Raw genomic sequence first — 21,149 nt, 5'->3', positions numbered from 1 at the left:
CCGGAGTCTGGCGCTACTCGAGGTACTATGGCCGTCATGGCGTGGTTCAAGAAGGAGCGAAAGCCCAGAACAGCTCCCCGGGAGCGCTTGGAGATCCCCGCGGACGCCTGGGAGAAGTGTGACTCCTGTGGCCATATCGATATTCGCGAGAAGTTCGAGAAGGCGCTCAACGTCTGCCCCGAGTGCGGCACGCACAAGCGTTTCTCGGCTGAGGAATACATCGAGCTGCTGACCGATGATGGCAGCTGGAAAGAGTTGTTCACCAATCTCACCTCGATTGATCCGCTCGGATTCGAGCATTACGCCGACCGGCTCGTCGCGGCCCGGAAGAAGGCTTCGACCTCAGACGCCATCTACACCGGCCTTGCCAAGCTCGAGCGGCTGCCGCTGCACCTCGGCGTGATGAATTTCCGGTTCATGGGTGGCTCGATGGGGTCGGTGGTGGGCGAGAAGATTGCCCGTCTCGCACGTCGGTCCGCCGAGAAGAAGATTCCCCTCGTGCTCGTGTGCACGTCGGGAGGAGCGCGGATGCAGGAAGGCGCCCTCTCCCTGATGCAGATGGCGAAGACGTCGGCTGCGATCGCGATGATGAAGGAAGCGGCGGTGCCATACATCTCGATTCTGACTGACCCGACCACCGGCGGTGTGTCGGCATCGTTTGCCATGCAGGGAGACGTCATCCTCGCCGAGCCGGGCGCGGTGATCGGTTTCGCTGGTGAACGGGTCATCAAGATGACGATCGGACAAGACCTCCCCGAGGGCTTCCAGACGGCCGAGTTCCTGCTCGAAAAGGGCCAGATCGATGACGTGGTTCCGCGCGCGTCGTTGCGGGAGACCACCGCGCGCCTGCTGCGGCACTTCCAGGGGCACAAGATCCCGGCGAAAGCCGCGACTGCGGCCTGACGCTTGACGCTGCCGGCTCTCACCGCGAGAGCCGGCAGCAAGATGATTCCCGTGTGACCGCCAGCTACGAGAGCGCGCTCGAGTTCCTCTTCCCGCGCACCACCCAGATCAAGTTCGGACTCGATACCACCGAGGCGCTGCTCGCAGCTCTCGGCCAGCCGCAGCAGTGCTATCCGACCATTCACATCGGCGGCACCAACGGCAAGGGAAGCGTCTGCACGCTCATCGCGGCTGCTCTGGAGGCGCGTGGGCTTCGCGTCGGGCTCTACACCTCGCCCCACCTGGTGTCGTTCCGCGAGCGAATCCGCGTCAACGGCGTGCCGATCAGCGAGATGGCCGTCGCGTCATGGACAGCACACCTGCGGCAGCTGATCGAAGAGTCCAACGCCACCTTCTTCGAAGTCACGACCGCGATTGCGTTGGCCGATTTTGCCGCACGCGAAGTCGACATCGCCGTGATCGAAGTGGGCCTTGGCGGACGACTTGACAGCACCAACGTGCTGACGCCCATCGTGAGCGGCGTGACCCACATCGCGCTCGACCACCAGAAGTATCTCGGCGAAACACTCGAGTTGATCGCCGCCGAGAAAGCCGGAATCGCCAAGCCCGGCGTGCCGTTCGTCATCGGCGAGACCAATTCCGCACTCGCGGCCGTGCTCGAGTTGGCCGGAGCGGCGGCGGTAAGGCGCGGCGATCCCACCGGAACCTTTCTCCCGGTCGTGGTACCGAGCGAAGCGCGCTGGGCTGACGCTCTTGGACTCACGGGACCGCATCAGCGTCGCAACGCTGCCATCGCGGCGGCGGTGCTCGCGGAACTCCCGAGCCAGCTGCGTCCATCAAGCGAGGAGATCGCAGCGGGCTTCGCCGGGGCGCGGTTGGCGGGGCGACTCGACCGCCGGGGGCGCTGGCTCTTCGATGTGGCGCACAACCCCGACGGGATGGCTGCCCTGGTCTCCGCGCTGGAGGAGTCCCCCCCAGCGGGTCCCGTGCACGCGCTGGTGTCCATTCTGGGCGACAAGGCGTGGCCGGAGATGCTGGTGGCCCTCGATACGGTGGTGGACGTCGGAGTGCTCACTGTGGCGCCCAGCGCCGATACGCGCCGCTGGGACCTCGGCTGGCTGGAACGCTGGCTGGCCGACCCGGCCCGCCCGAGAGCCCGGGCCAAGTGGCGACTTGTGCCCGACTTCCAGGAGGCGTTGCGAGTCGTGGAAGCCGGGGCAGGGACGGTGCTGATAACCGGCTCCTTTCACACGGTGGGGGATGTGCTCGAGGCACGAGGGCTCTCCTCGGTCTGAGCCCCATTTGACCGCCCAAGAGGCACGGCGTCGGTGTATTTTGTGCCATGACTTTCCGGACCCTTCCCGGATTCCGCGACTTCGCTCCTGACGACCTGGCGTTCCGGGCCCACATTTTCGGGGCCTGGCGCCGGGTCGCGATGCGATACGGCTTCGAGGAATACGACGGCCCTCCACTCGAACCACTCGATCTCTATACCGCGAAGAGCGGCGACGAGATCGTGGGGCAGCTCTACAACTTCACCGACAAGGGTGGTCGCGAGGTCTCGCTCCGGCCGGAAATGACGCCGACCCTTGCGCGGATGGTTGCCGAGCGCGCCAACGGACTCAAGAAGCCGATCCGGTGGTTCTCGATTCCGCAGCTGTTCCGCTACGAGCGGCAGCAGCGCGGGCGGTTGCGCGAACACTTCCAGCTCAACTGCGACCTGATCGGTGAAGCGGGGCCGCTCGCCGATGCCGAGGTCATCGCGCTGTCCATCGACATCATGCGCGAGCTTGGCCTCGGTGCGAGTGACTTCAAGGTGCGGTTGTCGGACCGCCGACTTCTCGATGGCATTCTCGCTTCGCTCAGTATTGCCGAGGAGCATCGGCCATTGCTGATGCACGCGCTCGACAAGCTCGGACGCACCGAGTACGCCGGCCGGAAGCAGGCGTTCCTCGATGCGGCCGGCGCCGATCGACAGGGGGCGCTGGAGCTGGTGGAAGGGCTGCGCGACAAGCGGACCTGGAGCGAACTCGCCGCGGCACTCGCGCCTTATCCGAACGCGCTCGCAGCGGGAGAGCCTCTCCGTCTGACCATCGAGGCACTGGTGGCGATGGGGCTCGGTGATTTCATCGAGCTGGATCTCTCGATCGTGCGAGGACTCGCCTACTACACAGGTACCGTCTTCGAGCTGTTCGATGCCCAGCGCACCTTGCGCGCAATCTGTGGTGGCGGTCGTTACGACACCCTGCTCGCCAACCTCGGCGGTGTCGATCTCCCCGCGCTCGGCTTCGGCATGGGTGACGTGGTGCTCGGGGAGCTGCTCAAGGAACGCGGGCTCAAGCCCGACACCCCGGCGAGCGTGGATCTGTTCGTTGCCTCCGTCACGGCGGAGGACGAACCGTTTGTCCTTGCTATCGCTCACGAACTGCGCGACGCGGGACTGCGAGTGGAGTACGCTTTTCACACCAGCGGTCTCGGCAAGCAGCTCAAGGTGGCAGATGCCCGTGGCGCACGGCTGGCCGTGGTGATCGGGCCGGATGACCGGGCCCGGGGTGAAGTACAACTCAAGAATTTCGCGGACAAGTCGCAGCAGGGCGTCGCCCTCGCCGATCTGGCCCGCGTGTGTCGCGACCTTCTTTCCGGGACCAGTTGACCGATGGCCGAGTCGAAAGCAATTACCACGCGGGCCCAGGACTTCTCCGCCTGGTACAACGACCTGATCATGAAGGCCGAGCTCGCGGACTACTCCCCGGTGCGCGGCTGCATGGTGATTCGCCCGAATGGCTATGCCATCTGGGAGAACATGCAGCGCGCTCTCGATGACATGTTCAAGGCGACGGGTCACCAGAACGCCTACTTCCCGCTCTTCATTCCGCAGAGCTTCCTCTCGAAGGAAGCGGAGCACGTGGAGGGCTTCGCGCCAGAGGTTGCCGTGGTGACCCACGGCGGCGGCAAGGAACTGGAAGAGCCGTTGGTCGTCCGGCCCACGTCCGAGACCATCATCTACGCGATGTTCTCGAAGTGGATCCAGAGCTGGCGTGACCTCCCGCTGCTGATCAACCAGTGGGCCAACGTCGTGCGCTGGGAAATGCGGACGCGACTCTTCCTGCGCACGACCGAGTTCCTCTGGCAGGAGGGGCACACGGCGCACTCGAGCGAAACCGAGGCCGAGACCGAGACGCTGATGATTCTCGGGCTCTATCGCAAGTTCATGGAAGAGTGGATGGCGATGCCGGTGGTCACGGGTCGCAAGACCGATAGCGAGCGCTTCGCCGGTGCACTCCGCACCTATTCGCTCGAAGCGATGATGCAGGACAACAAGGCGCTGCAGGCCGGGACCTCTCACAACCTGGGCCAGAACTTCGCCAAGGCGTTTGATGTGAAGTATCAGACGGCCGATGGCGGTCTCGATCACGTCTGGAATACGTCGTGGGGTGTGTCGACCCGGATGATCGGTGGTCTGATCATGGTGCATGGCGACGACTCCGGAATGGTCTGCCCGCCGCGCCTTGCCCAGTGGCAGGTGATGATCGTGCCGATCTGGAAGACCGACACCGAGCGCGACGAAGTGTTTGCCGCGACCGACCGCCTGGTGGCCGAGCTCCGCGCCGGCGGCATTCGCGCCAACTGCGACAAGCGCGAAGGGATGAAGCCGGGAGCCAAGTATTACGAGTGGGAATCGCGCGGCGTCCCGCTCCGGCTGGAACTCGGCCCTCGCGATCTCGCCAATGGGAGCGCGATGCTGGCCCGGCGTACCGGCGGCAAGGAGCCGATTCCTCAGGCAGGGATCGTCGAGCGTCTCAAGGCCGAGATGGAAACGATGCAGCAGGCGCTGTTCGATGCCGCCGTGGCGCGACGTGAAGCGGCGACCCTGCGCAACCCGAAGTCGAAGCAGGAATTCATCGACTGGATTGCTGCCGACAAGGGGTTCGTCTATGCGGGTTGGTGCGGCGATCCCGCGGTTGAGGCCGAAATCAAGGAGCAGACCAAGGCGACAATCCGGAATCTGCCTGATGCAGAGTTCCGGAGCGCCGAGGCGCCGACCACCTGTATCTGGACCGGGCGGCCCGCCACGGTCGAGGCGTTGTGGGCCAAGGCGTACTAGACCCGCGCCTCGCGGAGGCCGGCCTCTCGAGGCTGGCCGACGGTGCCCTCGCAATGAGCGGGGTGCCGCTGGCGGAGATCGCCGAGCAGGTTGGCACGCCGGCCTACTGCTACGATGCGCCGACGATAGTTGGGCGATACCACGCGCTCGATGCTGCGTTCGGCACCCTGCCGCACCGGATCTGCTACGCCGTCAAGGCGAATTCGAACCTCGCCGTGTTGCGCCTGCTCGGAAAGCTCGGCGCCGGCGCGGATATTGTCTCGGGCGGGGAACTGCTGCGCGCCCTTGCCGCAGGCATTCCCGCGGAACGCGTGATATTCAGTGGCGTCGGGAAGACCGACGAAGAGCTGATGGCAGCGATGGCCGCAGGCGTCGGCCACATCAATGTCGAGTCGCTTGCCGAACTGCGCCGGCTTGGGCTGCTGGCCGATCTTCGGGGCGCGAAGGTATCGGTGGGAATTCGGTTCAATCCGGATGTTACGGCGAACACCCATCCGTACATCTCCACCGGCAAGGGCGGGGTCAAGTTCGGCATCGCCACTGACCAGCTTGGTGAAGCACTCGCCGTCCTCGAGGAGACGCCGGGACTCCACCTCGGCGCCGTCGCGATGCACCTCGGGTCGCAGCTGCTGGATGCCGCCCCGTACGAGGCCGGGCTCGATCGACTGCTCCAGTTGCTCGATCGGGTCCGGGCTGCCGGCCACGCGCCCGAAGTGCTCGACATCGGTGGTGGACTTGGAATCCGGTATCACGATGAGCGTCCCTTGAGCCCGGCGGAATGGCTGGCGCCCTTGCGCGATCGACTCGCCGAGAGCGGCTGCACCGTTGGCGTCGAACCCGGCCGCTATCTGGTCGGCAATGCCGGGGTCCTGCTCACCCGCGTGGTGCACCGCAAGCATTCTGGAGGACGCGAGATCGCCATCGTAGATGCCGGGATGAACGACCTCCTGCGGCCATCGCTCTACAAGGCCTGGCACGACATCCTCACCGTCGAGGAGTCGCGCGAGTCGCCTGTTGCGATGGATGTTGTCGGCCCCGTCTGCGAAACCGGCGATTTCCTCGCCCTCGAGCGCGACCTGCCGCCGGTGGTTGCCGGCGATCTGCTCGCCGTGCTTGGCGCAGGGGCCTACGGTTTCGTGATGAGCTCCAATTACAACAGTCGCGCGCGCGCCGCCGAGGTGCTGGTGGACGAAGGACGCTGGGCGGTGGTGAAGCCCCGCGAGCGACTGACCGCCCTGTTCCACGATGAAGTGGCCGACCCTTTTGCCGACGAGTCCCCGTGAGTCACCCCGACGGAATCCTGATCATCGACTTCGGTTCGCAATACACCCAGCTCATCGCCCGCCGGGTGCGTGAGCAGCGCGTCTATTGCGAGATCCATCCACCGTCGCGCGACATCGACTGGATCCGTGCCTGGAAGCCGAAAGGGATCATTCTCTCCGGTGGTCCCAATTCGGTGTATGGCGATGGCGTGCCGACGGCGCATCCCGATCTGCTGACCCTCGGTCCACCGGTGCTCGGCCTCTGCTACGGGATGCAGCTGCTGGCGCATCTCTCGGGGGGCAGCGTCGTGAGTGCCTCTCGCCGCGAATACGGGCGCGCGGATGTGAAGGTCGAGGGTGGCACTCTCTTCCTGGGCTTCACATCGGGCGGCACGACGCCGGTCTGGATGAGCCACGGCGATCACGTGAACACGGCGCCGCCGGGGTGGCACGTGACCGCGTCGAGCGAGAACTCGCCGATCGCGGCCATCGAGCATGACACGCTCCCGCTACATGCGGTGCAGTTCCATCCCGAAGTCGCGCACACGCCACGTGGCGGCGAGATCCTCGGCAACTTTCTCTTCGAGATCTGTGGGTGCTCGCCAGACTGGACGCCCGAGCATTTCGTCGAGAGCGAAGTGGCGCGGATCCGCGAATTGGTCGGGCCCACCACACGCGTCATCTGCGGACTGTCGGGTGGGGTCGACTCATCGGTCGCCGCGGCACTGGTGCACCGTGCCGTGGGCGATCGCCTGACGTGCATCTTCGTCGATCATGGCCTGCTGCGGCTCAACGAGCGCGAGCAGGTCGAGCAGACCTTCCGACGAAATCTTGGCATCGATCTGCGAACGGTGGATGCCTCAAAGGAATTCCTCTCGGACCTCGCTGGAGTGACCGATCCGGAAACCAAGCGGAAGCTCATCGGGCATCGCTTCATCGACGTGTTCGAACAGGAAGCGAAGGCCGTCGGTGACAACATCGGCTTCCTGGTGCAGGGAACGCTGTATCCCGACGTCATCGAATCGTTCTCGCCAACGGGCGGCCCGTCGGTGACGATCAAGACGCACCACAATGTGGGTGGCTTGCCGGAGCGGCTGCCGTTCAAGCTGATCGAGCCGCTGCGTGAACTCTTCAAGGACGAGGTCCGGCAAGTCGGCCGCGAACTCGGGCTTCCGGAAGAAATGGTCGGTCGGCACCCCTTCCCAGGGCCGGGGCTGGCGATCCGCATTCTGGGAGAGGTCACGGCATCGCAGCTCGACCTGCTGCGGAAGGCCGATGCCATCTTCATCGAGGAGATCCGCGAGGCCGGGCTCTATGATGCGATCTGGCAGGCTTTCGCCGTGCTGCTGCCGATCCGCTCGGTTGGTGTGCAGGGAGATTTCCGGAGCTACGATCAGACGATTGGCCTGCGGGCGGTCACCTCACGCGACGGGATGACGGCGGACTGGTTCCCGTTCCCGCACGATGTCCTCGCGGTGATTTCCAACCGGATCGCCAACGAAGTGAGCGGGGTGAATCGCGTGGTCTATGACATCAGCAGCAAGCCACCCGCGACGATCGAGTGGGAGTAGTCAGGACCCTTTCGATTCGAGCAAGGTGAAGAACTCTGCCGGGGAGGTGAGTGCGGCCAGCCGCTCCGGTACTTCGGGATCCTTCGCAAACTGGGCCAGTCGGCCCAGCACCGGCAGATAGTCGTTCGAGACTTCCACGGGTGGCGCCACGATCAGGAAGACGTGGTGCACCGGCTTGCCGTCGATCGCATCGTAGTTCAGCCCGCCCGGGATCCGACCGTAGGCCATCCGCAGCTGCGGCACCACCAGCGAACGGCAGTGGGGAATCGCGATGCCGCGGCCCACTCCGGTCGAGCCGAGCTGTTCGCGGCGTTGCAGCATCCGGCGAAGGACGTCGGACGATTCCTCGTCGACCCGGAGCAGGGCAACCATCGCGGCTAGGACGTCCTCCTTGCTGTTGGCGGCCAGGTCGAGGTCGATAGCGTCGGCGGAGAAGCGAGGGAGGAGTTGCATGGGCGGGAACGGTAACCCCGGACCGACATGCGTTCAACGCGAGCCCCGGTGCAACGGGGCGGATGGCGTCGCTGCCGGGGCGCGGTCGGCCCCGGCGCTCTGGGCGGGGCCTGCCAATGGTCGCCCCCCACCCGCTAGATTTGCCGGCATGCAGTTCCCCTATCGGACCGGCTCGCCGGTCCCGCTCTTCCTTGCCCCCATGGCCGGGGTATCCGAACCCCCCTTCCGGCGGATTTCCCGCCGGATGGGGGCCGACGTCGTGCTGACCGAGTTCCTCAACTCGGAGGCCATTCGTCGCCGGATCTCGAAGACGCTCGAGGGGTGCGAGTTCGACGAGGTGGAACGGCCGATCGGGATCCAGATCTACGGCTCTCACGTCGATGCCATGGCCGAGGCCACTGCGCTCGTGACCGAGCACTACGCTCCGGATTTCATCGACATCAATTTCGGCTGCCCGGTCAAGAAGGTCGTCCAGCGGAACGGCGGCAGCGGCTGCCTCAGGGACATGGACCTGGTCGACCGGATCATCCGCGCCTGTGTGGCCGCGACGCATCTGCCTGTCACGGTGAAGACCCGCAGCGGCTGGTCGGACGATTCACGCAACCCGGTCGGCATCGCGTTGCGGATGCAGGACGCCGGTGCGGCGGTCTTCACCCTGCACGGTCGCACGCGTACCCAGATGTTCAGCGGCAAGGCGAACTGGGACGACATCGCGATGTGCGTCGAGGCACTCGATATCCCGGTGATCGGCAACGGTGATGTCGTGACGGCCGAGGATGCGCTGCGGATGCGCGAGCATACCGGATGCGCCGGCGTCATGATCGGGCGTGGCTCCTTCGGCAATCCCTGGCTCTTCCGCGATGCCCGCGCTCTGCTCAACGGGCTGCCGAAGCCAGCCGCACCGACGGCGACTGAGCGACTGGCCATCGCCCTGGAACACGCCCATCTCGCGATCGAATTGCAGGGGGATACCCCGCACACGGTCATCGAGTTCCGCAAGCATTTCGGCTGGTACACCAAGGGGCTGCACGCCTCGAGCACATTGCGTGGCCGGCTCTTCCACGTGACCTCGATGGTTGAAGCGGAACGGATCTTCGCCGACTACCTCGAGCGCGAGTCGCTGGTCGAGGCGGCGTAGCGCACGTGCATCATCGCGTGGCCGGTCCCGATGGCTTCACCTGGATTGATGTGGTTGGCCCGACGCGCGAGGAATTGCAGGAGCTGGCCCAGCAATACACCTTGCCGCCCACCGTCGTCGAAGACTGTCTCGACCCCGATCACCTCCCCAAGTACGAGCGACTCGGCGACGCGACCTTTCTCATCCTTCGCGTCCACGATGACGCCGCCCCGGAAGACGCTGGCACGATCCAGGAGCTGACGCGGAAGGTCGCGGTCTTCTTCCGCATCGATTTCATGATCACGGTGCATCGGGTCGAGTTGCATGAGGTGTCACGATTGCGTGAGCGATTTGGCGCACCTGCAGCCACCGAGCTCTGTGCCCTGACGCCATTGCTGTATGGTCTCGGTCATGCGACGCTCGATTCGTACGACGCACCGCTGGCGCGCGACGAACAGACCCTCGACCATTTCGAAGCGGCCATCTTCGACCGCCGTGGGCACCCGCCCTCACTGCAGCAGGCGCACAACCTCAAGCGGCGGGTCTCGCTCACCCGGCGGATTCTCTTCCAGACCACCAACGTCCTGCAGAAACTGGTGCCGCCGGCGGAGCGAACCGAACCGCTCTTTCAGGACCTGCGCGAGTCGGTCGACGCCTACCTCTTCTGGGCGGATCAATTGCTCGAAGAGGTGAACCTGCTGCTGCAGGTCCACCTCGCCATGGCCTCCCATCGCACCAACGAAGTGATGCGCGTCCTGACGGTGTTCTCGGCATTCTTCCTGCCGCTCACCTTCATCGTTGGTGTCTACGGCATGAACTTCCACAACATGCCGGAACTCAGTGCCTCCTGGGGCTATCCTGCCGTGCTCGCCCTGATGGTCGCCGTGGCCGGGGGGATCTGGCTCTGGTTCCGCAAGAAGGGCTGGCTGAACTAGGCCACCGGGCGCGTCCGGGTGGTGGAATGTGGATAATCGAGGGGCGGCGGATTATACTTCGAGTACGGGGGCGACTGGCTTCGACGGGTTAGTAGAAGGCTTCGCCGCGTGCCCAGCTCCTGAGTGCTGGTAAAACTCTCTGGACTGATTTAACTGCCAACTCTGAACTGGCAATGGCCGCGTAAGCTGAGCTAACGCTCGCTTGACGTACCTCCGTTGTTCGAAGCCCGCCCGGGGCGTCGGCATCGGATCGCAAATCCGGGCTGGTGACTGACGTCGCTCCGCCGTCGGAAACGAGAACTTAGGAGATCAACGTCGGATCGGTTGGTATCGCACCGGCCCGGCGCCAAGTGAAGAGCGATACCTACGCACGTAGACGCGGTCCCGGACGCTTATTCGGACCAGGGTTCGATTCCCTGCGCCTCCACTGTCAGACACCAACCGAAAGGCCCCCGGTACTCCGGGGGCCTTTCGCGTTCGTCACATCAGCAGCAGCTCCACATCCGGCCAGACATAGCGCCAGCTCGGGCGCATCTTCCCGTCGGCGGCCAGGTGCGGCTGTTCCGATTCGGGGACTCCCCCCTCCCGATTGTAGAAGGCGATCGCCTCAGTGTTGCTGGAGTAGACCCAGAGGTGCATGCTCCGCTGTCCCTGCGCGCGGGCGAGTCGGGCGGCTTCCCGGAGCAGCCGGCGCCCGATTCCCACGCCACGCGCGTCGAGGAGTACATGCAGATTGGCAATCAGGTCGCCGAATTCTCCGGCCGAGTGGACGATGCAGAGAAAGCCAACGGGGGTGCCTTGCCGCTCGGCGAGCACCAGGTGAGCCGGCGGCCCCCCGATCAGCGTGAACCAGGCTCGCCACCGGTCGCGGGAATACCCATCGAGTGGGCCATCCAGGAACTCCTCGTCGAGGATGCCCCGGTAGGCGCTCCGCCAACTCGCCGTGTGAATCGCTGCAATCTGATCGGCGTCGTCGGGTCCGGCGATCCGCAGGCAGATTGCCTCGGGGCCGTCCACTGGGTGGGCAGGGAGCAGGGGCGCCTCATCTCGTCGGGGGTGCCCGTAAAATAGCCGGGAAGGGCCCCCCAAAGGCCAACCTTCGAGCGAGTATCTTCGGTCGGCCCTCAGGCAGGGCCGAATGCCAACTTTCACGCACCGAGTCAGCATGCCCAGTCAGAACGTTCCTCCCGTCGCCGCCCGCGTCCCCAATCCGGTCGTTCGTCACGGTGAGGCGCTCGCCGACGACTACGCCTGGATCCGGGACCGTGAGGATCCTGCGGTGCGGGCGCTCCTCGAAGCGGAGAACGGGTATGCCGCGGCAGTGCTGGCCCCGACCGAACCGCTGCAGGAACAGCTCTATCGGGAGATGCTCGGGCGGATCAAGGAGACCGACCTGTCCGTGCCGGTGAGGCGGGGAGCACACTGGTACTACAGCCGGACCGAGGAAGGGAAGCAGTACCAGATCCACTGTCGCCGGCTCGGCTCGATGACGGCGGGTGAGGAGGAGGTGCTGCTGGATCTCAACGCGCTTGCTGTCGGGACCTCCTACCTCGCCCTCGGCGACTTTGCGATCAGCGACGATGCCACTCTGCTCGCGTACTCGCTCGACACCACCGGTTACCGGCAGTACACGCTCTTCGTGATGGAACTCGCGTCGCGACGCGATCTCGGCGTGCGGCAGGAACGCGTGACGTCGGTCGCGTGGGCCGCCGACGGCACCACCCTGTTCTATGTCACTGAGGACCCCGACACGAAGCGTTCCGACAAGCTCTGGCGCCATCGACTCGGCGATGCCGAGGGCCAGTTCGTCGAGGCCGAGGCGGACGAAGCGGTATCGCTGTCGGTAGGGCGGACGCGGAGTCGGGAGTGGCTGGTGCTGCACCGCGGCAGTCATACCACCAGTGATTCCGCGGTGCTCCCGGCCACGAGTCCGCTGGGCGCTTGGCGGCAACTGCTGCCTCGTGCGCCGGAGATCGAATACGACGTCGACCATCACGGCGAACATTTCTATCTTCGCATCAACGACACTGGGCGCAACTTTCGCCTGGTGCGCGCCCCGGTAGCGGATGTCAGCAGGGCGACGCTCATGGAAATCATCCCGCATCGCAGCGCAGTCATGATCGAAGGGCACGACTGTTTCGCCGCTCACCTCATCGTCAGCGAGCGCGAGGGCGGCATTACCGAGTTGTCGGTCCATCGGCTCAGTGACGACATCAGTCATCGCATCGCGTTCCCGGAGCCTGCTTTCGAAGCGTACCTGCACACGAATCCGGAGTGGGACCTTTCGGTGGTTCGCGTGGGCTATCAATCGCTGGTGACGCCGGCGTCGGTGTACGACTACGACCTCGAGACGCGTGAGCGCACCCTGCTCAAGCAGCAGGAAGTCGTCGGCGGGTACGACGCCGGTCGGTTTGTTTCCGAGCGGCTCGAGGCGCTGGCTGAGGATGGTACCCGGATTCCAGTCTCCCTCGTGCGTCGGGCTGATGTGCCGTGCGATGGTACCGCGCCCTGCCTGCTGCACGGTTACGGCGCCTACGGCTATCCCTATCCGGTGAGCTTTTCCTCCGGTCGACTCTCGTTGCTGGAACGCGGTGTGGTTGTCGCAATCGCGCACGTTCGTGGCGGCGGGGAGCTCGGCAAGCCGTGGCACGACGCGGGGCGAATGGCGTTCAAGAAGAACTCGTTCTCCGATTTTCTTGCCGCGGCAGATCATCTTGCTGCGACGGGTCATGTTGCTCGTGACCGCACAGCCATCGAAGGCGGCAGCGCCGGCGGATTGCTGATGGGCGCGGTAGTGAACCTGGCGCCCACGCGCTTCGCAGCGGTGCTGAGTCAGGTGCCCTTCGTCGACGTGCTCAACACGATGTCTGATGCGACCCTGCCGCTCACAGTGGGTGAGTACGAGGAATGGGGAAACCCGAACCTCGTCGACGAGTACGCCTGGATGCGTGCCTACTGCCCGTACACCAATCTGGTGGCCGGTCCCTATCCCGTGATGCTGGTGCGCACGTCGCTCAACGACTCGCAGGTGATGTACTGGGAGCCCGCCAAATATGTGGCTCGCATCCGCGCCGTCCGTAGCGATGACAAGCCGCTGCTCTTGCTCACCAACCTCGGGGCAGGGCACGGCGGCGCATCGGGTCGCTACGATCGGCTTCGCGAAATCGCCACCGACTACGCCTTTCTGCTGACAGCACTGGCAACCGAGCCGCTGGAGTTCGCGCGGTGAAGAAGTCGAGCCCGTTGCTGATCATCTTCCTGGTGGTCTTCATCGATCTCGTGGGCTTCGGGATCGTCATCCCCATCCTGCCCTACTACGCCAAGGCGTATGGCGCGAGTGCGACGACCCTCGGTTGGCTGATGACGTCGTATTCGTTGATGCAGTTCTTCTTCGCGCCGGTCTGGGGGCGGCTCTCGGATCGCATCGGCCGTCGCCCGGTTCTGTTGGGGAGTATGGCCGGCAGCGTGATCTCTCTCCTCATCCTGGGCTGGGCTCCATCGCTCTTCTGGCTGTTCGTCGGGCGCACCTTCGCCGGGATGTGCGGAGCGAACATCTCCACCGCGACGGCCTACATCGCCGATGTGACCGACGAAAAGGATCGCGCCCGCGGGATGGGAATGATCGGTGCGGCATTCGGCCTCGGTTTCATCTTCGGCCCCGCGATCGGCGGCGTGCTGTCGCGATTCGGCTATGGTGTCCCGATGTTTGCTGCGGCGGCGCTCTCGGCAGCCAATATTCTCTTCGCCTGGTTCAAGTTGGCCGAGCCGGTCACTGATCCTGCCGTGCGCGCAGCGCATCAGGAGCGACGCTTCGACGCAGCGGCGTTGCGCCGCACGCTCGCGGATCCGCGTACGCGAGTGGCGGTCGGCCTGTTCTTTCTTGTCACCATCGCCTTCACGCAAATGGAAGTCACTCTCGCGCTCTTTGTGCAGGCGCGTCACGGCTTCGGCGCACAGCGTACTGGCTGGCTGCTCGCGCTGATGGGGGTCGTGATGGTGATTGTGCAGGGCGGCCTCATCGGCAGGTTGACCGCGTGGGCCGGAGAGACTCGCCTCATCATCGGCGGGACGCTCCTGATGGCCGTTGCACTGCTGCTGGTGGGCTCGTCGCTTCATCTCGCGCCCTTGTACGTCGGCCTGGCGCTCCTCGCGCTGGGCAGTGGGGTCACGAATCCTGCGCTCTCATCGCTGGCGTCGCGCGGGGCGCCCCCGGAGAGCCGCGGCGCTACCATGGGGGTGTACCAGAGCAGCGGCAGTCTCGCACGGGTCGCCGGGCCCGTGCTCGCGGGCTACACCTACGACCATTTCGGCAACGGCCGGCCGTTTCTGGTGGCCGCAGGCATCATGGCGCTCGCCTTCTGGGGAACCACGCTCTGGTATGCCGGGTCCTCCAGTGGCATGCGCGAGGTCGTGGCGGTGTTCCGGCAATCGGGGCTTCGAGGGCTCGGGAAGGCCTACGGCTGGAAGGTTATCGCCGGGTTCTTCGTCTATTACCTGATCCGGGATCTCACGATTTACGTGCTCCTGCCCTGGCTCGCGGCGAAGGGGTTGCTCGCTCTCTGATGAACGCGTAGGTTATTGGGGATACCGAAGAAACACCGAACCAACTCGACGACCCTAAGGTCCCCATGAGCGCCGCCACGCAGATCCTTTCGCCCGCCGATCTCCTTGCTCACTGGCAGGGGCACCGAGCCCTGACGCGCCGCATCATCGAAGCGTTTCCCGACGATCAGTTCAACACTTTCTCGATCGGGGGGATGCGGACCTTCGGTGAACTGGCCCTCGAGTTGTTGATGATGGACGAGCCGATGATCGCGGGCGTCGTGACTGGCGAATGGAAGACGTTCGAGTGGCCGGGGCCGCGACCCACGAGGATCGAGATGCTCGCGGCCTGGGACGAGGCGACCGCTTCGATGAATGCGTTGTGGCCCCGGATTTCCGATGAGCGTTTTCAGGAGACGGTGGTCGCCTTCGGGCAGTACGAGGGAAAGGTGATCAACTCGTTCCTGTACGTGATCGACAACCAGGTGCACCATCGGGGGCAGGGCTACGTCTACCTGCGCGCGCTGGGGGTCGAACCGGCGCCGTTCTACGTGCGGGAGTAGCGCGGGCCGGTCAACTTGGCGAGGTCAGCGAGCGCCACGCCTCTTCGGCGCGATGCAGCGCCATCGCCGGCGTGGCTGCGGTCACGGTCAGGTGTCCCATCTTCCGGCCGACGCGTGGGGTCTTCTTGCCGTAGAGATGCAGCTTCACTCCGTCGAGGGCGAGCGCGCGCGCCCAGCGCGGTTCGCCGTAGCGCCAGAGATCGCCAAGCAAGTTGATCATCGCGACAGGTGCCATTGTCTCCGTCGCGCCGAGGGGGAGTCCGGTGAGCGCCCGGACTTGCTGCTCGAACTGCGACGTGATCGCAGTGTCGAGGGTCCAGTGACCGCTGTTGTGCGGTCGCGGTGCCAGTTCGTTCACCAGTAGCTGGCCGCCATCGGCGATGAAGCACTCGACTCCCATCACGCCGACATAGTCGAGCTCGGTGACGATCCGTTCGGCGAGCGAACGGGCTTCGGCGGCCAGTGCGTCGGGGATCATCGCCGGCACGACACTGGTATGCAGGATCCCGGCGCGATGCACATTCTCGGCGACCGGCCAGGTGATGGTGCGGCCATCCGCGCCGCGTGCGACCATTACCGAGATCTCCCGCTCCAGCGCAACGCGTCGCTCGAGAATGCAGGGGACGCTGCCGAGCCGGACGAGCGCGGCCGGGAGTTCGCTGCTTCCGAGAATGATTTCCTGCCCCTTGCCGTCGTACCCCATTCGCGCCGTCTTGAGGATCGCGCTTTCGGCATTGGTTGCCTGCCAGGCGTCTTCAGGAGAGTCCCCTTTCCGAAATGCCGCCCACGCCGCCGTCGGGACATCGATGCTGTTGAGGAAGCGCTTTTCGGCGATGCGATCCTGGGTCGTGGCGACCGCATCGGCGCGTGGCCGGACCGGGATATGCGCCGCGAGTGCGCGCAGGACATCTGCCGGAACATTCTCGAATTCGGTGGTGACCGCCTGGCACATTCCGGAGAGCTCGGCCAGCGCCTCGGGATCGGTCCACGATCGGGTGATGTGGTGATCGGCGAGCTGCCCGGCCGGCGCATCAGGATCCGGATCGAGTACAATGACGCGATATCCCATTCGACGAGCTTCGGCGGTGAACATTCGACCGAGCTGCCCGCCACCCAGGACGCCAAGCGTCGCGCCTGGCAGGATCACGCGGGATCCGGCAGGACGAGCGCGCGCACCTTGGCGTCGAGCGAGCTGCGATAGGCGGCGAGCGTTGCGGCGAGTCCGTTATCTGTCCCGGCAAGAATGGCGATGGCGAAAAGCGCCGCGTTGCTGGCGCCTGCTTCTCCGATCGCAAACGTGGCCACCGGAATCCCGGCAGGCATCTGCACAATCGAGAGCAGCGAGTCGAGTCCCTTGAGATGGCGACTCGAAACCGGTACACCGAGGACCGGCACCGTGGTCTTGGCTGCGAGCATACCTGGCAGGTGAGCCGCACCGCCGGCACCGGCGATGATGGCGCGCAACCCGCGGTCGGCGGCTTCCTCGGCATAACTGAAGAGCAGGTCCGGCGAGCGATGCGCCGAGACCACGCGGGCCTCATACGGCACGCCGAATTCGACCAGCCGCGCGGCGGCGTGCTGCATCACGTCCCAGTCGGAGTCGCTGCCCATCACCACGCCAACAATTGGTGCGCTCATACGGTCGCCTTGGTTCGATCGACAGTGCCGCGAGCCGCGAGCGCGGCCTGCGCCGCGGCAAGCCGGGCAATCGGCACCCGGAAGGGGGAGCAGGAGACATAGTTCATCTTCAGGGTCTCGCAGAAGGCGATCGAGTTCGGGTCACCACCGTGTTCACCACAGATGCCCAGCTTGAGATCGGCGCGCGTCTTTCGGCCCAGCTCGCAGGCCATCCTGATCAGCTTCCCTACACCGGCCTGGTCAAGCGTCTGGAACGGATCGCTGTCGATGATCCCCGACTCGACATAGTGGGGAAGGAAGCGGCCAGCGTCGTCGCGCGAGAGGCCCCACGTGGTTTGGGTCAGGTCATTGGTGCCGAAAGAGAAAAATTGCGCCTCACGGGCGATCTCGTCGGCCGTCAGTGCGGCGCGCGGCAGCTCGATCATCGTGCCCAGCAGGTACGGCACCGTGAGCTGGCGCTCACGGAACACTTCCTCGGCGACTTGCCGGACCAGCAGCGCCTGCCGGCGGAACTCCACGACCGATGCGACCAGGGGAATCATCACTTCCGGCATCACCCGACCCTTGCGCGCGGCAACGGTACAGGCTGCCTCGAAAATGGCGCGGGCCTGCATCGCGGTGATTTCGGGATAGATGATCCCGAGGCGGCAACCGCGCAGACCGAGCATCGGATTCTGCTCGTGCAGGGAGGCCACCACGCGCCGGACGTGGTCGACCGGCTTGTGCAGTTGTCCGGCGAGGGCGACGAGTTCCGTTTCGTCGTTCGGCAGGAACTCGTGCAGCGGTGGATCGAGCAACCGGATCGTGACCGGAAAGCCTTCCATCGCACGAAAAATCGATTCAAAATCGCCACGCTGCATCGGCAGCAATTTTGCCAATGCCCGGTCACGCTCGCCACGATCTTCGGCGAGGATCATCTCGCGCACGGCGATGAGGCGATCGCCTTCGAAGAACATATGTTCGGTGCGGCAAAGGCCGATCCCTTCGGCGCCGAAATCACGTCCGCGATGGGCATCGGCTGGAGTGTCCGCGTTCACGCGCACTTTCATCGGTCGGATCTTGTCGGCCCAGCCCATGAGGCGATGGTAGTACTCGCTCATCTCCGGGACGAGCAGCTTGGCCTGACCGAGGTACACGGTGCCCGTCGATCCGTCGAGCGTGATCCAGTCGCCCGCACGAAACTCGCGGCCGCCGACACGGACGACACCAGCCGCTTCATCCACGTCGAGTGCCTGCGCGCCGGCCACGCATGGCTTCCCCATGCCCCGGGCGACCACGGCGGCGTGCGACGTCATCCCCCCTCTGGCCGTCAGGATGGCACGGGCAGCGACCATGCCGTGGAAGTCCTCGGGTGAGGTCTCGCGGCGCACCAGGATCACCGCTTCGTCGCGGCGGCCGCGCTCGGCGGCAGTGTCTGCGTCGAAGACCACCACGCCGGATGCCGCGCCGGGTGAAGCCGGGAGGCCGGTGGTCAGGACATCGAGTGCATGTCGCGGGTCGATCATCGGGTGCAGCAACTGCTCCAGTGCCTGGGGCGGAATCCGCGCGACGGCCTCTTCCTCGGAGATGGCATCTTCTTCGACCATCTCGCAGGCGATCCGGAACGCTGCGGGGCCCGAACGCTGCGCTCTTCTGGTCTGGAGCATGAAGAGTCGGCCATCCTCGATGGTGAACTCCATGTCCTGCACGTCGCGGAAGTGGCGCTCGAGCGTGCGCGCCATCCGGTCCATCTCCTGATAGACAGCGGGCATCCGATCTCGCAGGGCGGCGATCGGCTCGGGTGTGCGTGCGCCGGAGACGACATCTTCGCCCTGGGCATTCGAGAGATACTCGCCGTAGAGCAACCGCTCACCGGTGGACGGGTCGCGCGAGAACGCGACGCCCGTGCCGGAATTGTCGCCGAGGTTGCCATACACCATCGCCACGACGCTCACGGCGGTGCCAAGCGCGTCGGGAATTTCGTGGATCCGGCGATAGTCGATCGCCCGGCGGGTGTTCCAGCTCTCGAAGACGGCTGCGATGGCGCCCCAGAGCTGCTCCATCGGCTCGTCGGGGAATGGCTTGCCGGTCGCTTCCGTGACGTGTGCCTTGAACCTCGCCACAAGTGCCTTGAGCGCCGCGACGGGGAGGTCGATCTCGCGAGCAACATCGTGCGCGTGCCGGGCCTCCTCGAGCAGGCGATCGAGCGGCGCCTTTGGCAGATCAAAGACGACGGCAGCGTACATCTGGACGAAGCGGCGGTAGCAATCCCAGGCAAAGGCGGGATTGCCGCTGCGGGACGCGAGCCCTTCCACGGTGCGGTCGTTGAGGCCGAGGTTGAGGATCGTCTCCATCATCCCTGGCATCGAGACCGCGGCACCGCTGCGGACCGAAACCAGCAACGGATTCTGGTCACCGCCGAATTCCTTGCCAGTCGCTGCTTCGACGTGCTGCAGCGCCTGTTCGACCTGCGCCCTGAGTCGGGGCGGGAACGAGCGTGCATCGAGGTAGGTCTGACAGAGCGTTGCCGCAATCGTGAAGCCCGGCGGTACGGCGATCCCCAGATTGGTCATCTCGGCAAGCCCGGCTCCCTTGCCGCCGAGAATGTCCTTCATCGCGGACGTCCCTTCGGCGCGGCCTTGCCCGAAGTAGTACACCAGCGGCTGCTGGACGAACGGGTCGCTCATGCGGGGGTCACCGCGGGCACCGGCGCCTCCCGCAGCTTGCCGAGGGTCAGTTGCACCGGGGTCGTCGGGTAGTCGCCGCTGAAGCAGGCATGGCACCAGGAGTTTCGGTCACCTGCAGCTGCAACCATTTCGTCCAGCGTGAGATAGCCGAGCGTATCGACGCCGAGGTATTGCCGGATCTCTTCGTGTGAGTGGGTCGCGGCGATCAGCTCGTCACGATTGGGCGTGTCGATGCCGTAGTGGCACGGCCCGGTGATTGGCGGCGAGCCGAGTCGGAGATGGACCTCGCGTGCGCCGGCGGCGCGGATCATTCGCACGAGCCCCTTGCTGGTCGTGCCCCGCACCAGCGAGTCGTCGATGACGACCACCGAATTGCCGGCGATCACTTCACGCACCGGATTGAACTTGATCTTCACCTTCTCGACCCGGAGCGCCTGCGTCGGATTGATGAAGGTTCGACCGACATAGTGATTCCGGATCAGGCCGTGTTCCAGCGCGACGCCGGAAACTTCGGAGTAGCCGAGGGCCATCACATTGGAAGAGTCGGGGACGGAAAACACCACATCAGCGCCTGGGGCAGGGTGGAAGCGCGCGAGTTGACGACCCAGCTCCCGCCGGACGCGATCGACTGACTCGCCGAAGATGGTGGAGTCAGGGCGGGAGAAATACACCAGCTCGAAGATGCAGCGGGTCACGCGGCGGGGTGAAAGCCGGTGCAGGTCGACGATTTCGCCGTCTTCGATCCGTACGAAGTCGCCAGGTGCGAGTTCACGCACAGTCGTGGCACCAACGAGATCGAAGGCGCAGGTTTCCGAGGCCACGATGACGCCACCGTCGAGTCGACCCAGGAAAAGCGGTCGGAAGCCACGCGAATCCACAGCGGCATATATGGCGCGACCCACGCCGATCACCACCGAGTACGCTCCATCGGCCCGTTCGAGTGCATCGCGGATCTGGCCTTCGACCGTGGGGGCATCCGAACGCGCAATCAGGTGGATCAGGACTTCGGTATCGCTATTGGAGGAGAAGATTGCGCCCTGCCGAACCAGTTCGTCGCGCAACTCCACCGCATTGACGAGGTTGCCGTTGTGCGCGACGGACAACGGACCGCCGTGATAGTTCACGAGGTAGGGCTGAGCGTTCGCGAGGATCGTGCTGCCGGCGGTGGAATAGCGAGTGTGACCCACCGCGACATCGCCGAGCAGGCCGGTGAGCGAGGGCTCATCAAAGGCATCGGAAACCAGCCCCATTGCGCGGTGGATCCGGGCCCGTCCGGTGTCATCGACCGCCACGATCCCGGCACTCTCCTGCCCGCGATGCTGCAAGGCGTAGAGACCGAGATAGGTGACTCGAGCCGCGTCGACGACACCGGATACTCCGATCACACCGCACAT

Annotated in this window: 17 protein-coding genes and 1 other RNA gene; 12 read left to right on the top strand and 6 right to left on the bottom strand. The window is 65.1% G+C overall.

Going from position 1 to position 21,149, the window contains the following annotated elements:
- The first annotated feature begins 27 nt into the window (after nt 1–27).
- Genes accD through guaA form a run of 6 tightly spaced genes read left to right on the top strand, consistent with a single transcriptional unit; the run spans nt 28 to nt 7,841 of the window.
- A complete protein-coding gene (gene accD / locus V4558_10745; protein ID MES2305980.1) occupies nt 28–903 on the top strand; it encodes an acetyl-CoA carboxylase, carboxyltransferase subunit beta in 876 nt (291 codons plus the stop codon).
- 53 nt (nt 904–956) lie between these two features.
- Nucleotides 957–2,198, top strand: a complete 1,242-nt coding sequence (locus tag V4558_10740) for a Mur ligase family protein (protein MES2305979.1) — start codon at nt 957–959, stop codon at nt 2,196–2,198.
- Nucleotides 2,199–2,245: 47 nt separating this feature from the next.
- Nucleotides 2,246–3,556: a histidine--tRNA ligase gene (hisS, locus tag V4558_10735; protein ID MES2305978.1), complete on the top strand. Its 1,311-nt coding sequence runs from the start codon at nt 2,246–2,248 to the stop codon at nt 3,554–3,556.
- Between the two features lie 3 nt (nt 3,557–3,559).
- Nucleotides 3,560–5,008, top strand: a complete 1,449-nt coding sequence (gene proS, locus V4558_10730) for a proline--tRNA ligase (protein MES2305977.1) — start codon at nt 3,560–3,562, stop codon at nt 5,006–5,008.
- Entirely contained in the window at nt 4,990–6,291 is a 1,302-nt protein-coding gene (lysA, locus tag V4558_10725; GenBank protein MES2305976.1) for a diaminopimelate decarboxylase, read from the top strand. Before proS ends, lysA begins: the two co-directional genes overlap by 19 nt.
- A complete protein-coding gene (gene guaA, locus V4558_10720; protein ID MES2305975.1) occupies nt 6,288–7,841 on the top strand; it encodes a glutamine-hydrolyzing GMP synthase in 1,554 nt (517 codons plus the stop codon). Before lysA ends, guaA begins: the two co-directional genes overlap by 4 nt.
- Here guaA and V4558_10715 read toward each other — a convergent pair whose 3' ends face one another.
- A complete protein-coding gene (locus tag V4558_10715) occupies nt 7,842–8,294 on the bottom strand; it encodes a PTS sugar transporter subunit IIA (GenBank protein ID MES2305974.1) in 453 nt (150 codons plus the stop codon).
- 148 nt (nt 8,295–8,442) lie between these two features.
- Here V4558_10715 and dusB point away from each other — a divergent pair, with 148 nt between their 5' ends.
- The 3 genes from dusB to ssrA all read left to right on the top strand — a co-directional run bounded on the left by dusB (nt 8,443) and on the right by ssrA (nt 10,776).
- A complete protein-coding gene (gene dusB / locus V4558_10710) occupies nt 8,443–9,432 on the top strand; it encodes a tRNA dihydrouridine synthase DusB (GenBank protein ID MES2305973.1) in 990 nt (329 codons plus the stop codon).
- A 17-nt stretch (nt 9,433–9,449) separates the two neighbouring features.
- Nucleotides 9,450–10,346: a CorA family divalent cation transporter gene (locus V4558_10705; protein MES2305972.1), complete on the top strand. Its 897-nt coding sequence runs from the start codon at nt 9,450–9,452 to the stop codon at nt 10,344–10,346.
- A 66-nt stretch (nt 10,347–10,412) separates the two neighbouring features.
- Nucleotides 10,413–10,776: a transfer-messenger RNA gene (ssrA, locus tag V4558_10700) on the top strand.
- Nucleotides 10,777–10,826: 50 nt separating this feature from the next.
- On the opposite strand, the gene V4558_10695 is transcribed toward ssrA, so the two are convergent.
- A complete protein-coding gene (locus V4558_10695; protein ID MES2305971.1) occupies nt 10,827–11,363 on the bottom strand; it encodes a GNAT family N-acetyltransferase in 537 nt (178 codons plus the stop codon).
- Nucleotides 11,364–11,511: 148 nt separating this feature from the next.
- Between V4558_10695 and V4558_10690 the strand changes: the two genes are divergently transcribed.
- The 3 genes from V4558_10690 to V4558_10680 all read left to right on the top strand — a co-directional run bounded on the left by V4558_10690 (nt 11,512) and on the right by V4558_10680 (nt 15,451).
- Nucleotides 11,512–13,575 (top strand): S9 family peptidase, encoded by a 2,064-nt coding sequence (locus V4558_10690; GenBank protein MES2305970.1) that lies wholly within the window; start codon nt 11,512–11,514, stop codon nt 13,573–13,575.
- The gene (locus V4558_10685; protein ID MES2305969.1) at nt 13,572–14,909 is read left to right on the top strand and encodes an MFS transporter; all 1,338 of its coding nucleotides are present in this window, start codon (nt 13,572–13,574) and stop codon (nt 14,907–14,909) included. The genes V4558_10690 and V4558_10685 overlap by 4 nt, the downstream gene beginning before the upstream one ends.
- Before the next feature lie 65 nt (nt 14,910–14,974).
- Nucleotides 14,975–15,451, top strand: coding sequence for a DinB family protein (locus V4558_10680; protein MES2305968.1), 477 nt, complete (start codon nt 14,975–14,977; stop codon nt 15,449–15,451).
- Nucleotides 15,452–15,461: 10 nt separating this feature from the next.
- Here V4558_10680 and V4558_10675 read toward each other — a convergent pair whose 3' ends face one another.
- The 4 genes from V4558_10675 to purF are packed head-to-tail and all read right to left on the bottom strand — an operon-like array spanning nt 15,462 to nt 21,149.
- Nucleotides 15,462–16,598 carry a 5-(carboxyamino)imidazole ribonucleotide synthase gene (locus V4558_10675; GenBank protein MES2305967.1) on the bottom strand — a complete coding sequence of 379 codons (1,137 nt, stop codon included), beginning with the start codon at nt 16,596–16,598 and terminating at the stop codon, nt 15,462–15,464.
- A complete protein-coding gene (gene purE, locus V4558_10670) occupies nt 16,595–17,089 on the bottom strand; it encodes a 5-(carboxyamino)imidazole ribonucleotide mutase (GenBank protein MES2305966.1) in 495 nt (164 codons plus the stop codon). Before purE ends, V4558_10675 begins: the two co-directional genes overlap by 4 nt.
- Nucleotides 17,086–19,755 carry a pyruvate, phosphate dikinase gene (gene ppdK / locus V4558_10665; GenBank protein MES2305965.1) on the bottom strand — a complete coding sequence of 890 codons (2,670 nt, stop codon included), beginning with the start codon at nt 19,753–19,755 and terminating at the stop codon, nt 17,086–17,088. Before ppdK ends, purE begins: the two co-directional genes overlap by 4 nt.
- The gene (gene purF, locus V4558_10660; protein MES2305964.1) at nt 19,752–21,149 is read right to left on the bottom strand and encodes an amidophosphoribosyltransferase; all 1,398 of its coding nucleotides are present in this window, start codon (nt 21,147–21,149) and stop codon (nt 19,752–19,754) included. Before purF ends, ppdK begins: the two co-directional genes overlap by 4 nt.

Source organism: Gemmatimonadota bacterium (genome assembly GCA_040388535.1).
GTDB lineage: Bacteria > Gemmatimonadota > Gemmatimonadetes > Gemmatimonadales > GWC2-71-9 > Palsa-1233.
The sequence above is the reverse complement of the archived record's forward strand: the minus strand, read 5'-3'. Positions and strand labels throughout refer to the sequence as shown.